This window comes from Paenibacillus gorillae (assembly GCF_000513275.1).
In the GTDB taxonomy this organism is placed as follows: domain Bacteria; phylum Bacillota; class Bacilli; order Paenibacillales; family Paenibacillaceae; genus Pristimantibacillus; species Pristimantibacillus gorillae.
Map to the genome: position 1 here is coordinate 45,440 of NZ_CBVJ010000020.1, position 14,635 is coordinate 60,074.

Sequence of the window (14,635 nt, forward strand, 5' to 3'; positions counted from 1 at the left end):
GGCAGTAGTAAAATGACTTTACTTACAAAAACAAGAACGCTGAACCGGTTGCTCCAGCGAGCAGCCGGCAAGGCGGTTAATTTCCGGGAGATGGCGGAGGTGCTTAGCAGCACAATTCAGACGAACGTATTCGTCGTCAGCCGCAAAGGCAAGGTGCTGGGCTGCGCGGCAGTAAACGCTTATGATCATGATTCTTTACGATCAATGTCGGCAGATGAGCTTCGTTTCCCTCAGCCTAGCAATGTCCTTTTTTTGGACATGCAGGAATCGGTAACGAATGTTCAGCCGGATAATGGCGTTTACGAAGCGTTTCCAACGCTGGGACAGCAGGAAATTATGACGGTAGTCCCGATTACAGGCGGGGGAGACAGACTTGGTACGCTCGTATTAACCCGGCAAAACGGACCTTTTGACGATGATGATCTAGTGCTTGCGGAGTATGGATCTACGATTGTCGGAATGGAAATATTGCGGGAGCGTGCGGATGAGGTGGAACAAGAGGTTCGGAGCCGGGCTGTTGTATCGGTAGCGATCGGTTCCCTTTCTTTCAGTGAACTGGAAGCTGTCGAACATATCTTCGAAGAATTGGAAGGGAAAGAGGGACTTTTGGTTGCCTCTAAAATTGCTGATCGTGTCGGAATTACACGTTCTGTCATCGTAAACGCGCTTCGCAAGCTGGAAAGCGCAGGCGTTATTGAGACGAGATCGCTTGGCATGAAAGGTACCTACATCAAAATTCTAAATCACCAGCTGTTACAGGAACTGGAAAAAATAAAATCTTAATAAGAAATTTCGTAATATCCCACCACTAAAGCCCTATCTTTCACCAAAGATAGGGCTTTTTTCTTATTGTAATAATTTAGGTAATTGGTGAATATTAACTTGTCGGCAAATCTCGACAGCTTCGTCTCATTTTTTTCATAATTATGTGTCGAAGAAAGAAGGAATGGTAGACATTCTGTTGAATACGTCTAAGTGACATCTTCAAATCGAAAGTGGTGAATACAGCGTGAATTTGTTGAACGGAGCATCATTTCAACGGTTGGAGGGAGCGGTTAACGCGGCGGAAATGCGTCAAACGGTTTTGGCTAACAACATTGCCAACGCAGAAACGCCAGGCTACAAGCGGTCCGAGGTTATGTTCGAGCAGTTGCTGAAAGATCAGATGGGTCAACAGTCACCCGGCAAACTTGCCGGAAAGCGCACCAACGCTAGACATATCCCGATAGGGGTAGGCACATCGATGCCAACAGCACAATTGTCGACAGACCAACTGACGAAAATGAACAATAACGAAAATAATGTCGATATCGACAGAGAAATGTCGTTGCTTGCCAAAAACCAACTAAGTTACAACTTCTATATTCAGCAAATCAGTCATGATGCGAAGATGATGCGCATTGGAATCGAAGGGAGGATTTAAAAATGAGAATTTCTAATAGTTTTGATGCCAGTGCCTCCGCTCTGACTGCGCAGAGACTTCGGATGGACGTCATTTCCTCCAATATCGCCAATTCAGAAACGACTCGCGCTTCCTATGTGAATGGGCAATTTGTCCCATATAAGCGTAAAATGGTCGTTCTGGAGCCAGCGCAGCAAAATTTCGCTGAACTATTAAACGGCCAATTGAATGGATCCAATAGTTCGCAAGGCGTAAGAGCAACCCGGATTATCGAGGATCAGACACCGAGCAAGCTCGTCTACAATCCTACGCATCCCGATGCAGACGCGAACGGCTACGTAAGTATGCCGAACGTCGACGTTGCGAAAGAGATGGTGGACATGATATCGGCAACCCGCATGTACGAAGCAAACATAACGGCATTAAACGCGTCGAAGGCGATGTTCGTCAAAGCGCTTGAGATCGGCAAATAATCTAACTAGAATCGCGGAGGTCTTAACATGATCCAACCTCTTCAGCTAAATCAAGTCCAACCCGTATCCAAGCTGCTGGAAGCAGCCCAGCCGAAACAGGCCACGCCGGCGGAGTTAACGCAGTCCTTTGGTCAATATCTGCAGCAAGCCATCAATGGCGTAGACTCGCAGATCAAGAACGTACATAACATGAACGACAAGTTTTTAATCGGAGAAGCCGATGTATCCCAAGTACTCGTCGCATCTGAACAAGCGCAGCTCAGCCTGCAGCTTACCTCGCAAATTCGCAACAAAATGATTGAAGCATATCAAGAGATAATGCGGATGCAAGTGTAGCTGTGAACTAGACGTAAACCATTCGGGTGAGGTGACGATGTGAACGAAAGATTCGCCCAAGCACGCCAGAGGCTAACACAGTTTTGGGGTCAGATGGGTAAAAAACAAAAAATTTGGCTGGGGGCATCGATTGGTGTACTAGTATTGTCCATCATCTTGCTGACTTACATATTCACAAGAACAGATTACGAAGTTGCATTTACAAATTTGGATGCGACGGATTCGGCTGCCGTTATGAATTATTTGGACAGCGGCGGCATTACTTATCAGTTGAGCCCTAACGGTAAAAGTATTTCGGTTCCAAGCGCGGTCGCTTCACGGGTCAAAGTGGACGTCGGCTCACAGGGGCTGGTTAAAAACGGCTCCATGGGTTTTGGGGCCTTTTCGGAGGGCTCATCGACATTCGGCACGACAGACAATGAATTCAACGTTAAATATTTGAACGCGTTGAATGGCGAAGTCCAGCAGCTTCTGAACGGCATGCAGGGCGTGGAAAGCTCCAAAGTGCTGGTCAATTTGCCGGAGGAAACGGTGTTTCTCACTCCGGAAGACAAAGATCAAGCATCGGCTTCCATCATGATGAACTTTACGGCGGGATACCGTCCCAGCCAAAAGGAAATCGACGGCTATTACAATCTGGTGAAGACGGCGATTCCAAAGCTGGCTATTGAGAACATTACCATTACGAGTCCGCAAGGCGAGCTGCTGTCCTCGGCAACGAACGGCATTGCAGCCGGCGCGACAGAAGCAGCTGAAACACAATTTCAAATTCAACGCAAATATGAATCGGAATTGAAGAAAAACATTCAGCAGTTTCTAGGTCCGCTGTTAGGCGACAATCTCGTAATCAGCGTGGCAAGCAGCTTTAACTTCGACAAGAAGAAATCCGAAGAGCAGCTGGTTAAGCCGCTTGAGAACAACAATAATAACGGCATCATCATTAGCGAAGAAACAAATACGAACAGCTCGACGAACGGAAATTCGCAAGCAGGCGGTGTAGCTGGTACGGGTGAAACGGATGTACCTGGTTACAATGCTGCACAAGGCAGCGGCAATTCCGAATCCGAGCAAAGCTCGCGTATTACAAATTACGATGTAAACCGGATTAACAATCTGATCGAATCCGCTCCTTATCAAATTAAGGATTTGTCCATTAGCATTGGTGTTGAGGAAGGCAAGCTGAACGAACAATCGCTCGCGAGCGTAACTTCATACCTGACTTCAGTTGTCCGTGCACAGCTGGCCAATTCGGGACAGGATGTTAATGATGACTTATTAATCGGCAAAAAAGTTGCAGTAATTTCGCAAAATTTTGCTGTAAATGGCGGAAACAATTCTGTAAGCGGCTTGTCCACAGGCTGGGCAATCGGAATCGGCGCCGCGGCGCTGGCGATTATTGGCGCACTTGCAGTTATGCTCGTTCGAAGACGCAGAAAAAATGCGGCTCAAGAGGAGCTTGTTGCCGATGAACCGATCAAAGTCGAATATCCATCGCTGGATATGGATGTTAGCCAAGAAAGCCAAGCTCGTAAAAATCTTGAAACACTGGCCAAACGCAAACCGGAAGAATTCGTTAATCTTCTTCGCTCCTGGCTTGTGGAAGAATAGAGGTGGCATAAATGGCGAAAGCAGCAAACGGTTTATCCGGCCGGCAAAAGGCGGCGATTCTGTTAATTACATTGGGACCGGAAGTTTCGGCACAAATCTTCAAGCATTTGCGGGAAGAGGAAATTGAGCAGCTTACGCTTGAGATAGCCAATGTACGCAAAATCGACAGCAGCGAACGGGAAACGATTATTAGCGAATTCCACCAAATTTGCTTGGCTCAGGAATACATTACGCAAGGCGGCATTTCGTACGCCAAAGATATTTTGGAGAAAGCGCTGGGCGAGCAAAAAGCAGTTGAGGTTATCAACCGTCTGACTGCCACGCTGCAAGTACGGCCGTTCGACTTTGCCCGCAAGGCAGAGCCGACTCAAATATTGAACTTTATCCAAAACGAAAATTCCCAGACGATTGCACTGGTGCTCTCGTATTTGCAATCGGAGCAATCCTCGCATATTTTGTCCTCGCTTCCGCAAGAGAAGCAGGCGGATGTTGCGCGCAGAATTGCTTTGATGGACAGCACCTCGCCGGAAGTCATCGGACAGGTTGAGCGGGTATTGGAACAGAAGCTTTCAGCGACCGTTACGCAAGATTACACGAATGCAGGCGGCATTGATTCCATCGTTCAAATATTGAATGGCGTCGACCGTGGTACGGAACGTACGATTCTCGACGCTCTGGAGATTCAAGATCCCGAGCTTGCTGAAGAAATCAAAAAACGGATGTTCGTCTTCGAAGACATTGTCAATATCGACAACCGCTCGATTCAACGGATCATCCGCGATATCGAAAATGCCGATCTTCAGCTTGCGCTCAAAGTGGCGAGCGAGGAAGTTCGCGAAGCGATTTTCCGCAACATGTCCAAACGGATGGCAGAATCGTTCAAGGAAGAAATGGAGTTCATGGGTCCTGTCCGACTGCGCGATGTCGAAGAAGCACAGACCCGTATCGTCGCTACTATTCGCAGACTGGAAGAATCCGGCGAGATTATTATAGCTCGCGGCGGAGGAGACGATATCATTGTCTAATCTCATCAAATCGAACAGCGTCGTTTCGGTCGATCAATTCAAAGAGCTGCTCTGGCACAATCAATATGCGGCACCAGCCCAAGAGGACATAGGCGACGAAAAACCGGCCGGTCCGGACGAAGAGACCATTTCACTGCGTGATCAGATTCTTACAGATGCTCAGACATTCGCAGAGGAAAGAATCCGTGAAGCCGCAAAGCAAAGCGAGCAGCTGCTTGCTGAAGCAGAGACCCAAATCGATGCCTGGTGGCTTGAAAAACGGTTAGCTGACGAGGAAGCATCGCAAGCTTCGAAGGAATCCGGTTATCAGCATGGCTATTCGGAAGGCGGCAGTCAGGCCGAAGCTGATGTCAGGCAGCAATGGGAGCAGCGGCTGGCGGAAGCGGCCTCGATTCTGAAAACCTCGTACGATATGCGCGAGCAAATTATTCAAGAGGCGGAGCCGTTTCTAGTCGAGCTTAGCTGCGCGATTGCTGAGAAGATCATTGGCCAGAAATTGGCCGATGCTCCGGATCTTGCAATGGATCTTATCCGAAAGTCATTGTCCAGACGGCGGGAACAAGGCGTTATTACGCTTTGCGTATCGCCGGAACAATTGGCATTCGTACAAGCTGCAAGAGAAGAGCTGAATCTCGCAATCGACTCGCAGGCCGAGCTTCAAATATTGCCGGATTCAACGGTTAAAGATGCCGGATGTGTAATCCGTTCCGCCTTTGGCAGCATCGATGCGAGAATCGATACACAGCTTTCTGAAATTAAGCGCGAGCTCATTCAACTGGCTCATCAAAGCAGCGAGGAGCGTGGATTGCAGGATGAGCGCGAGTAAGCTGGACGCTTCCAAATATGTCGAGCATTTAGCTCCCATCGATCCTGTCCGCGTAAACGGCAAGGTGACGCAAGTCATCGGGCTGACCGTTGAGTCTGAAGGACCGGATGCAAGCATCGGCGATGTTTGCTACATATACCCGTCGAAGGCAACTAAGCCGATCAAGGCCGAAGTTGTCGGATTCCGCGACAATAAAGTCATTCTAATGCCGCTTGGCGATCTGCATGCGATAAGCCCGGGCTGCGATGTTGTTGGTACAGGCAAGCCTCTTACTGTACAAGTCGGTTCTGAGCTGTTAGGTAAAGTTCTGGATGGTCTTGGGCAACCGTTGGACGGTTCATTCCTTCCAAGCCGGATGCAGCATTACTCTACACATAACGAGCCAAGTAATCCGCTGATGCGCCCGCGCGTTGTGGAGCCGCTCGGAATCGGTGTTAGAGCGATCGACGGCTTGCTAACAGTTGGACAAGGCCAACGGGTCGGTATTTTTGCAGGCTCTGGCGTTGGTAAAAGTACGCTGCTCGGCATGATTGCCCGCAATACTTCAGCTGATGTCAACGTGATTGCATTAATCGGCGAACGGGGCCGTGAGGTGCTTGAGTTTATCGAGAAAGATCTTGGACCAGAAGGTCTAGCCCGTTCGGTTGTCGTTGTCGCCACATCGGACCAGCCGGCATTGATTCGGATTAAAGGTGCATTGCTTGCAACTTCGATTGCTGAATATTTCCGCGATCGCGGGTTGAACGTCATGCTGATGATGGATTCCGTAACCCGGTATGCCATGGCGCAGCGTGAGGTCGGATTAGCAATAGGCGAGCCGCCAGCAACACGAGGTTACACGCCTTCTGTATTTGCGAACTTGCCTAAGCTGCTGGAACGGGCGGGAACCGGTCCAACGGGATCGATTACCGCGTTCTATACTGTGCTCGTTGACGGAGACGATATGAATGAACCGATTGCGGACGCCGTTCGAGGCATCTTGGACGGACATATCGTACTTAGCCGCCAATTGGCCAATAAGGGTCATTTTCCGGCAATCGACGTTCTGGCTTCCATCAGCCGTGTTATGAAGGAGATCGTAACGGAAGAGCAGCAGGATGCAGCCAATCAATTAAAACGACTTCTTTCTATTTATAAAGGTTCGGAAGATCTCATTAATATTGGGGCGTACCAGCGCGGTTCCAATCAAGAAATTGATCTGGCTATTGATAATATCGATGCGATCAACGGATTCACAAGGCAAAAAACGAATGAAAAAGTCAGTCTTGAAGAAACGCAGAACCGATTAATGACCGAATTTTACAGGAGTTGAACCGTAAATGGCATCCTTTCGTTATTCCTATCAAAAAATCGTCGACTTAAAGACGAGCGAGAAGACGCAAGCGGAATGGCTGCTTTCCTCCGCAATCGGCGAACTGCAAATCGAAGAGCTGTCGCTCTCCGAGCTGCGGACAAAACGTGCAGAGTGGGAAGCGAGCCTGATGGAAACATCGCAGACGGCCGTATCTTTATCGGAGCTGCAAATACTGCAGCATTATCTGGAATTTCTGGACAGCTGCATCGAAAGCAAGCTCAGGGATATAAGACGCGCGCAAATGCGTGTGGACAGCAACCGCTCGCTGCTTGCTGACCGAATGAAGGATGAGAAGGTATGGATGAAAGCGAAAGAGCATGAGCATGAACGGTTCCGGTACGCGACGCAGCTGAAGGAACAGTATGAGCTGGATGAGATGGCGACCGTTCGCTACATCGCATCGGCGACGTAAACTTAAGCTGCAGCGCAAGGCTAGAGGGAGTGATTGGAATGGCGAATGCGGATATGGAGAAAGAGAGCTATAACGGTTTTGAGCGAATGATGTTTTTCGTAACTCCGATTCTGTTTGTCGTCGTGCTCATCGGTGTCGTGTACATTTTGTACAATGCCGACATGCGCAATTCGATGCTTAAACTGGGTAATTCGATTCCTGTACTTCGGAATGTGCTTCCTGAAGCGAAGCCATCGACCGGCGGGGCAGACGATGAGGAGATCAAATCGGACAACATGGGCCGTAAAATCGAAGATCTTCAAGCCCAGTTGACGGAGAAAGAGAATGAGCTGGCTCAAACCGCACAGCAAAAAACAGCTCAAGAGCAGGAATTGAAAAATCTGCAGACCGAGCTAGATCAATTAACAAAAGCTTCAGAGAAAAAAGGGCTTGAGGATGAGCAGTATCAAGCCAAAATTCAGGAGCTGGCCGGCATGTACGGCAAAATTACGCCAAGTAAAGCGGCACCGATTTTGCAAGCTATGACGCTGGAGGATATGGTACTCGTTCTGGAAGCGATGCGTCCGGATGACCGGGTACGGGTAATGGAAAAAATGAACCCGCAAACGGCAGCAGATGCGACGGTTATGCTGAAGGATACCGTTCCTGCAAAAGACCGGCAAATCGCAGCCCTGCAAGCAGAGCTGAAAAAAGCGAAAGCGGCAGCAAATGCGACAAAACAACCTTCTTCAACGCTTGATACGGCGCAGTTAAACGCAACGTTCTCAGCGATGGATCCAAAAAGCGCGGCGCAATTGCTTATTTCGATGGCGGATGTAAGTCCAAGTAAAGTGCTGCGGATATTGAACGGGGTCGACGATAATACACGTTCGGCTATTGTAGCCGGGATGTCAGGCATTAATGAGAAATTGACAGCTCAGCTCGTATCGAAGCTAATGACAGGAAAATAACAGCTTCTCAATCGAGAGGAGGTGAAAAAATGGATATGATCATGGCTTCTATACCCGCTAATGGGGGCGCAGCAGCGTCAACAAGCGGAGCAGGACAAACGAAGGCGGGCGGTGCCGCAGGCTTTCAGCAAGCGCTGGTATACCAGATGAACGGCGGTTCGTCAAAAGCCTCTAGCGGTTCGGCCTCAGTTGACCCTGCAGCAGTGTTCCTTGGAGCAAGTCTAGGTGGTGGCGGCGCGTTAACAATTGGCGCTGAGGAAACCAGAGATTTACTGTCGATGCTGGATGCCCTAATTGGCGAGCTAGACACAGGGGAAGAGCAGGAAGCAGATGCCGGGAGCGATGAAGCGGCAAAAGAGCTGGGTTCGGTACTGGATCAGTTTAATGCTTTGCTGGCTTTGCTCGGCATTCCAGCGTTGACTCTGGCTCAAGTACAAGATGGCGGACAAGCCGATTCGGACACGGGTCAAAACCCGGCTTCGGCTGTGAAGCTTCAACTGCAGGATTCGCTGCTGCAGCTTCAAGCTGCCGTACAAGACGGCTCGCTGAAACAAATTCAGCAGCAGGAACCGACACAATTAATCGGTCAACAGCTTCAAGCGCTGCAGGAGCTGCTGCAGAAGCAGAAAGGCAATATTGCTGCAAAGGATCAAGCAGCTGTTAAAGCGGATGGAGAGCAGCTTGCAGCTCCAGTCGTTACGCAGTCAACAGCGACATCGGCAGCTTTGCTGCAGCGTTTGACCCAGCAGTCGGTTCATCCTTCTGTAATGCTTGCAGCAGTTGAAGAAACTGCATCTGACAGCATGAACGATAGTTTCCCTGCTGGAACAGAAGAGCAAGGAGCGGTAGTGCCAAGCGGAGCGGTATTTGGAGATGTTCTCCGTACAGCAGCCCAGCATCCAGCGGCGAGAGCACTGCTTCAGCCTTACGTTGCGGCAGATCAATTCGCAGAGACAATGTCACAATTCGTTCAAAAGCTGGATATCAGCATCTTGAACGGCGGCAAAACGGAAGCGAAAATTCAACTGTTCCCGGAGCAGCTTGGTCAAGTCGACGTCCGGATTACAATGCAAAACGGTCAATTGACTGCCGTCTTCCATACGGATACGGTGTCGGCCAAAGACGTGCTGGACAATCAAATGGCACAATTGCGTGCAGCTCTGCAGGCGCAAGGCTTATCAGTTGACAAGCTGGAGGTTACGCAGGGACAACACGCAGCTCAACTGGCCGGCGGCCAGCATGGCCAAGGGACAGCACAGCAAAATTTTGCAGGACAGAACAAATCCAAAGGTGACCGGATATCTGACGATGCTGGCTTTGAGAGTGAAGTTGCTGAACAGATTGCCATTCAGGATCTCGGCTTTGGCCGGGCAGTGAACGTAACGGCATAATCAACTGAATATCAATCGATGCGCAAGTAGGATGGAGGTGAGCGATGTGGCGAATAACAACATTGGTCCAACTGCCGTGTGGCCGAACTATAGTGCGAAGAATGTGCAGAACGCGGCCAAGCGGGAGCCAAACCAGACGCTGGGCAAGGATGATTTTCTGAAAATCCTGGTTACACAGCTGGCGAATCAGGATCCGATGCAGCCGATGCAAGACAAAGAGTTTATCGCGCAAATGGCCCAATTCACTTCGGTGGAGCAATTGACGAATATGTCGACACAGCTCGGGCTGCTGCGTCAGAACCTTGGAACGGCATCGAATCTGATCGGTAAAACGGTGGAATGGTACGAAATGAATGATCAGGGTCAGTCTGTGTTGGCAAAAGGTATCGTGAATTCCGTTGTCCTCTCGGACGGCAAGCAATATGCCAAATTCAGCGACGATTCGATGGTGCTTCTCGATCATTTGGTTTCCATCTCGGAGACGGGTGAAGATAAAGGCGATTCGGAGAACGGCAAGGATTCGGAGTCATCCTCGGAAGGGGCTGATACACCGTGAGCGACAGCGTAAAAATTGGGCATATCATGCCAGTGAAATTAATGCAGCAGTCCAAAGCAGCAGCAAAGCCGAATCCGTCTTCGGAATTCCGCGATATGCTGAATGCCAAGGTGCTTAATTTCAGTCATCATGCTGAGGTACGCATGAAGCAGCGCGGCATCCAGCTTCAACCGGAATCATTGACGAAAATATTGAATGCGGTGGAAGAGGCGGAATCGAAAGGCGCAGTAGATTCTCTTATCGTTATGAAAGATATTGCGATGATTGTGAACGTGCCAAGCCGAACGGTTGTAACTGCCATGGACGGCAATCAGCTTCATAGTAATGTATTCACGCAAATAGACAGCGCAGTTATTCTTAACTAAGCAAGAAACGGGCTGGACCGATAAGGGGGCCTGGTGGCTGCCGACCGATTGAAGCAGTCCCATGAATAATGTATCTACTATTTAATTAGGAGGAATACAAAAAAATGCTTAGATCGATGTACTCCGGTGTATCCGGTATGCGTGGCTTTCAAACGAAGCTTGACGTAATCGGCAATAACATTGCAAACGTCAATACGGTTGGCTTTAAAGGTAGCCGCGTCATGTTCAGCGATATTATGAGCCAAACGACGGCTGGTGTTACAGCTTCTGCGGAAGGTGAGCAAGCAGGTGTTAACGCCCGTCAAATCGGCCTTGGCGTGTCGATCGCTTCGATCGATACCGTGCATACGCCGGGAAGTGCGATGACAACGAATCAACCGACGGATCTGCGTATCGACGGCGACGGCTTTTTCGCAGTATCTCCAAGTCCAGACGGACAACCCGTTTATCTGACCCGTGCAGGCAACTTTACGCCAGATGCGAACAGACAGCTGGTTACGGCTGAAGGTTTGTTTGTTCTTGACAGTGGCGGCGCGCCAATCACGATTCCTCCAGAATACACCTCATTCTCGATCGGACAAGACGGCTCGATCTTGGGTGTGACTGCGGATGGTACGGAAGTCGTCGCGCAGCTGGGTGTCGTTAAAGTGACCAATCCAAGCGGCTTGCTCAAAATGGGCGGCAACTTGTATCAAGTTACGGCTAACGCGAATCCGGATGGCGAATTTGAATTTATGACCGCAAATGATCCAGAGCTTGGTACTGGGGCCATCATCGCTGGTCAATTGGAAATGTCCAACGTCGATCTTACTGCCGAATTTACGGAGATGATCGTAGCGCAGCGGGGTTTCCAAGCCAATTCCCGGATTATTACAACATCGGATGAAATTTTGCAGGAAGTTGTAAACCTGAAGCGCTAATCGCGCTTAGCTAGACCATAACCGGAGGGAGGCGGAAGCCTCCCCGGTATGTGAAGGGGGCAGCTTATGATTACTGTAACTCGTTTGAATGGCACGAAAGTCATGATTAATGCTCTTCTTATTGAATTGGTAGAAGAGACGCCTGATACGATCATTTCGCTGACGACAGGCAAAAAAATCATAGTGGCGGAAAGCGCGTCCGATCTTCTGCTGCTCGTACAGAGTTATCTTCGAACGATCGGCGTATACGCGGCGACCCATAAGAGCGAACAAACGGAGGGTCCATAGACATGAAAAAAATGTTGCCATGGTTAGTTACTACATTGCTGGCCATTACGCTTATCGCAATTGTATGTATCATTTTGTTTAAATCATTCTTTAATGAAAACGGCCCGGATGCGAATGCCAACAAACCGGTTGTCGTCAAGCAATTAAGTGCAGATAAGCGGGTTGAAGTGACTTCCGAGCTGAAGGGCTTCACACGAAATCTGCTGGATGCAGACTATGTTGTGAAAATCAGCTTTGCTTTCCAACTGGACAGCAAAAAAACGAAAGAAGATTTCGACAAGCTGATGGAGATTGAGATAAAGCCGATAATCAATCGTACGATAGCAGACATGACAGCGGATGAACTGAGGGGCTCCAAAGGCGAGGACATGCTGGAATCGAAGCTTCTAAACCTGATCAATCCGATTTTGCCAGAAGGCAAAAAGCTGGTTAAGGTTGAAATTACTGACTTTATTATTACGCAGATTTAGAAACTTGATGCCGACATTCCTTGAAGGGGGTGAGAGATTTGGTTGATGTTTTATCGCAAAATGAAATAGACGCGCTGCTTGCCGCATTGTCATCTGGTGAGATGGATGCGGATGATCTGAAAAAAGAAGAAGTGACGAAGAAAGTACGGGTATATGATTTCAAGCGCGCTGTTCGTTTCTCGAAGGACCATATTCGCAGCTTGACCCGCATCCACGAAAACTTCGCGCGATATTTAACTACCTATTTCTCAGCACAGCTTCGCACGTTCGTGCAAATTAGTGTAGTTCAAGTCGAGCAGCTTCCTTATGACGAGTTTATACGCTCGATTCCGAAAATGACAATTCTTAATATTTTCGAAGCCGAGCCGCTCGAAGGAAGAATGGTGCTTGAGGTTCACCCTAACGTCGCCTATGCGATGCTTGACCGCTTGCTTGGCGGACAAGGCACAGCCCCGTCGAAGATTAACAACTTGACGGAGATAGAGACGATCGTAATGGAGCGGATTTTCAGCCGTACGTTCGAAAGCTTGCAGGAGGCGTGGAAGACGGTCATCGACATTTCGCCTCGCATGGAGGCCCTGGAGACGAACCCGCAGTTCATGCAAATTGTTTCACCTAACGAGACGATCGCACTGATATCGCTTAGCACTAAAATCGGAGATACAACCGGGATGATCAACCTGTGTATCCCGCATGTTGTCATTGAACCCATTATGCCTCGCCTCTCGGCCCACCACTGGTTCGTGTCGCAGAAAAAGGAGCGCATACCGGAAGAAGTGGAAATGCTGGAGCAGCGTGTCAGCAAGGCTAAGCTGCCGATAGTCGCCGAGCTTGGAGAATCTTCGATTACGATTCAGGAGTTTCTCAGTTTGTCCGTCGGTGATGTCATTTCGCTTCATAAGCCGATCAACAAAGGCTTGCAAATTAAGGTAGGCGACAAGTTGAAATTTATCGGCAGTCCCGGCTCGGTCAAAGATCGGTTAGCCGTTCAAGTGGATCAAGTTGTCAACGAAGGAGCGGAAGAGGAATATGACGAGTAAAGATTATTTGTCCCAGGAAGAAATAGATGCGTTGTTGAAGCAGTCATCCGGCGAGTCGGAGACGGAGCAGCCTGTCGCTGAAAATGCGGTGCTGTCAGACTTTCTGACCTCGATTGAACAGGATGCGCTTGGCGAGATCGGCAATATTACGTTTGGCAGTGCGGCAACAGCTCTATCTACGCTGCTTGGTAAAAAAGTCGACATTACGACGCCGGAAGTTACTTTTATCCGGAGAGACCAGTTGTCTGACGAGTTTCCGAAGCCGCATGTTGCCGTTAGCGTGCAATATGTAGACGGGTTTGAAGGCATCAATTCGCTCGTCATTAAGACGAAGGATGCTCAAGTCATAGCGGACCTCATGCTGGGCGGAGAAGGCGAAGTTACGGCTCAGGAATTGAATGAAATACATATTAGCGCAGTGCAGGAAGCGATGAACCAAATGATGGGCTCTTCGGCTACATCGATGTCTACCATTTTCAACCGCTTCGTCAACATTTCGCCTCCAGGCATTGACATTCTCGATGTCGACAGCGGGGATGGCATGGGCCAATTGCCGCCGGTTGATATCTTCATAAAAATTTCGTTCAGGCTGATGATTGGTGATCTCATTGATTCGACGATTATGCAATTGCTGCCTGTATCCTTCGCGAAGCAAATGGTGTCAACGTTAATGGGCGGAGGAGCAGAGGAGCCAGCAAGTGCACCAGCACCGGCCGCAGCGCCGCCGTCGCCGCAACAGCCAGTTGCACAACAGCAAGCCCCAGCAGCTCATACACAAGGGCATATGCAAGCGGCAGCAGCTTCTCAAATGCAACAGCCGCCTTCGTACTACGAAATGCCGGCTCAGCCGCAAGGTCCGCAAACGTATGGAGATCCGATGAATCGGGGCGTAAATGTACAACCCGTACAATTCGCCAATTTTAACCAGCAGCCATACGTAAATACAGATGAAACAAACCTTAATTTATTGCTCGACATACCGCTAAAGGTTACCGTAGAATTAGGAAGGACCCAGAAGCAAATTAAGGATATATTGGAATTGTCCCAAGGATCGATTATCGAGCTGGACAAGCTGGCCGGTGAACCTGTCGACATTCTCGTGAACAATAAGCTGATTGCTAAAGGCGAGGTTGTCGTTATCGATGAAAACTTTGGCGTACGCGTAACCGATATTGTAAGCCAATGGGACCGAATTCAAAAATTACAATAACACCCTAGG

18 protein-coding genes are annotated in these 14,635 nt (G+C 49.2%); all 18 read left to right on the forward strand.

Going from position 1 to position 14,635, the window contains the following annotated elements:
- The first annotated feature begins 12 nt into the window (after positions 1-12).
- The 18 genes from codY to fliY all read left to right on the forward strand — a co-directional run bounded on the left by codY (position 13) and on the right by fliY (position 14,626).
- Positions 13-783 (forward strand): GTP-sensing pleiotropic transcriptional regulator CodY, encoded by a 771-nt coding sequence (codY, locus tag TY10_RS03010; protein ID WP_042160454.1) that lies wholly within the window; start codon positions 13-15, stop codon positions 781-783.
- 226 nt (positions 784-1,009) lie between these two features.
- Positions 1,010-1,423, forward strand: a complete 414-nt coding sequence (flgB, locus tag TY10_RS03015; protein WP_042160457.1) for a flagellar basal body rod protein FlgB — start codon at positions 1,010-1,012, stop codon at positions 1,421-1,423.
- 2 nt (positions 1,424-1,425) lie between these two features.
- The gene (flgC, locus tag TY10_RS03020) at positions 1,426-1,875 is read left to right on the forward strand and encodes a flagellar basal body rod protein FlgC (protein ID WP_042160459.1); all 450 of its coding nucleotides are present in this window, start codon (positions 1,426-1,428) and stop codon (positions 1,873-1,875) included.
- Positions 1,876-1,902: 27 nt separating this feature from the next.
- On the forward strand, positions 1,903-2,211 hold the full coding sequence (gene fliE / locus TY10_RS03025; RefSeq protein ID WP_042160460.1) for a flagellar hook-basal body complex protein FliE: 309 nt from the start codon (positions 1,903-1,905) through the stop codon (positions 2,209-2,211).
- 39 nt (positions 2,212-2,250) lie between these two features.
- Positions 2,251-3,819, forward strand: coding sequence for a flagellar basal-body MS-ring/collar protein FliF (gene fliF, locus TY10_RS03030; RefSeq protein WP_042160462.1), 1,569 nt, complete (start codon positions 2,251-2,253; stop codon positions 3,817-3,819).
- An 11-nt stretch (positions 3,820-3,830) separates the two neighbouring features.
- Positions 3,831-4,844: a flagellar motor switch protein FliG gene (gene fliG, locus TY10_RS03035; RefSeq protein ID WP_042160463.1), complete on the forward strand. Its 1,014-nt coding sequence runs from the start codon at positions 3,831-3,833 to the stop codon at positions 4,842-4,844.
- Entirely contained in the window at positions 4,837-5,670 is an 834-nt protein-coding gene (locus TY10_RS03040; protein ID WP_042160465.1) for a FliH/SctL family protein, read from the forward strand. The genes fliG and TY10_RS03040 overlap by 8 nt, the downstream gene beginning before the upstream one ends.
- Complete coding sequence (gene fliI, locus TY10_RS03045; protein WP_042160467.1) at positions 5,657-6,982, forward strand: flagellar protein export ATPase FliI; 1,326 nt, start codon at positions 5,657-5,659, stop codon at positions 6,980-6,982. Before TY10_RS03040 ends, fliI begins: the two co-directional genes overlap by 14 nt.
- Before the next feature lie 7 nt (positions 6,983-6,989).
- Positions 6,990-7,436 (forward strand): flagellar export protein FliJ, encoded by a 447-nt coding sequence (gene fliJ / locus TY10_RS03050; RefSeq protein ID WP_042160469.1) that lies wholly within the window; start codon positions 6,990-6,992, stop codon positions 7,434-7,436.
- Positions 7,437-7,474: 38 nt separating this feature from the next.
- Positions 7,475-8,386, forward strand: coding sequence for a MotE family protein (locus TY10_RS03055; protein WP_042160472.1), 912 nt, complete (start codon positions 7,475-7,477; stop codon positions 8,384-8,386).
- 29 nt (positions 8,387-8,415) lie between these two features.
- A complete protein-coding gene (locus TY10_RS03060) occupies positions 8,416-9,777 on the forward strand; it encodes a flagellar hook-length control protein FliK (protein WP_042160474.1) in 1,362 nt (453 codons plus the stop codon).
- Between the two features lie 46 nt (positions 9,778-9,823).
- On the forward strand, positions 9,824-10,333 hold the full coding sequence (gene flgD, locus TY10_RS03065; RefSeq protein WP_052350323.1) for a flagellar hook assembly protein FlgD: 510 nt from the start codon (positions 9,824-9,826) through the stop codon (positions 10,331-10,333).
- Positions 10,330-10,698, forward strand: coding sequence for a TIGR02530 family flagellar biosynthesis protein (locus TY10_RS03070; protein ID WP_042160478.1), 369 nt, complete (start codon positions 10,330-10,332; stop codon positions 10,696-10,698). The genes flgD and TY10_RS03070 overlap by 4 nt, the downstream gene beginning before the upstream one ends.
- A 104-nt stretch (positions 10,699-10,802) precedes the next feature.
- Positions 10,803-11,618 carry a flagellar basal body rod protein FlgG gene (flgG, locus tag TY10_RS03075; RefSeq protein WP_042160480.1) on the forward strand — a complete coding sequence of 272 codons (816 nt, stop codon included), beginning with the start codon at positions 10,803-10,805 and terminating at the stop codon, positions 11,616-11,618.
- A gap of 66 nt (positions 11,619-11,684) precedes the next feature.
- Complete coding sequence (locus tag TY10_RS03080) at positions 11,685-11,906, forward strand: flagellar FlbD family protein (protein ID WP_042160482.1); 222 nt, start codon at positions 11,685-11,687, stop codon at positions 11,904-11,906.
- 2 nt (positions 11,907-11,908) lie between these two features.
- Positions 11,909-12,376, forward strand: coding sequence for a flagellar basal body-associated FliL family protein (locus TY10_RS03085; protein WP_042160484.1), 468 nt, complete (start codon positions 11,909-11,911; stop codon positions 12,374-12,376).
- A 38-nt stretch (positions 12,377-12,414) separates the two neighbouring features.
- Complete coding sequence (fliM, locus tag TY10_RS03090) at positions 12,415-13,416, forward strand: flagellar motor switch protein FliM (RefSeq protein WP_042160485.1); 1,002 nt, start codon at positions 12,415-12,417, stop codon at positions 13,414-13,416.
- Positions 13,406-14,626 carry a flagellar motor switch phosphatase FliY gene (gene fliY / locus TY10_RS03095; RefSeq protein WP_042160487.1) on the forward strand — a complete coding sequence of 407 codons (1,221 nt, stop codon included), beginning with the start codon at positions 13,406-13,408 and terminating at the stop codon, positions 14,624-14,626. The genes fliM and fliY overlap by 11 nt, the downstream gene beginning before the upstream one ends.
- Positions 14,627-14,635 lie beyond the last annotated feature (9 nt).

What these genes read in the sequence shown, in the direction of transcription:
- codY (WP_042160454.1), top strand. Translation starts at nt 13, where the DNA reads ATGACTTTACTTACAAAAACAAGAACGCTGAACCGGTTGCTCCAGCGA.
- flgC (WP_042160459.1), top strand. Translation starts at nt 1,426, where the DNA reads ATGAGAATTTCTAATAGTTTTGATGCCAGTGCCTCCGCTCTGACTGCG.
- fliE (WP_042160460.1), top strand. Translation starts at nt 1,903, where the DNA reads ATGATCCAACCTCTTCAGCTAAATCAAGTCCAACCCGTATCCAAGCTG.
- fliG (WP_042160463.1), top strand. Translation starts at nt 3,831, where the DNA reads ATGGCGAAAGCAGCAAACGGTTTATCCGGCCGGCAAAAGGCGGCGATT.
- fliI (WP_042160467.1), top strand. Translation starts at nt 5,657, where the DNA reads ATGAGCGCGAGTAAGCTGGACGCTTCCAAATATGTCGAGCATTTAGCT.
- fliJ (WP_042160469.1), top strand. Translation starts at nt 6,990, where the DNA reads ATGGCATCCTTTCGTTATTCCTATCAAAAAATCGTCGACTTAAAGACG.
- TY10_RS03055 (WP_042160472.1), top strand. Translation starts at nt 7,475, where the DNA reads ATGGCGAATGCGGATATGGAGAAAGAGAGCTATAACGGTTTTGAGCGA.
- TY10_RS03060 (WP_042160474.1), top strand. Translation starts at nt 8,416, where the DNA reads ATGGATATGATCATGGCTTCTATACCCGCTAATGGGGGCGCAGCAGCG.
- flgG (WP_042160480.1), top strand. Translation starts at nt 10,803, where the DNA reads ATGCTTAGATCGATGTACTCCGGTGTATCCGGTATGCGTGGCTTTCAA.
- TY10_RS03080 (WP_042160482.1), top strand. Translation starts at nt 11,685, where the DNA reads ATGATTACTGTAACTCGTTTGAATGGCACGAAAGTCATGATTAATGCT.
- TY10_RS03085 (WP_042160484.1), top strand. Translation starts at nt 11,909, where the DNA reads ATGAAAAAAATGTTGCCATGGTTAGTTACTACATTGCTGGCCATTACG.
- fliY (WP_042160487.1), top strand. Translation starts at nt 13,406, where the DNA reads ATGACGAGTAAAGATTATTTGTCCCAGGAAGAAATAGATGCGTTGTTG.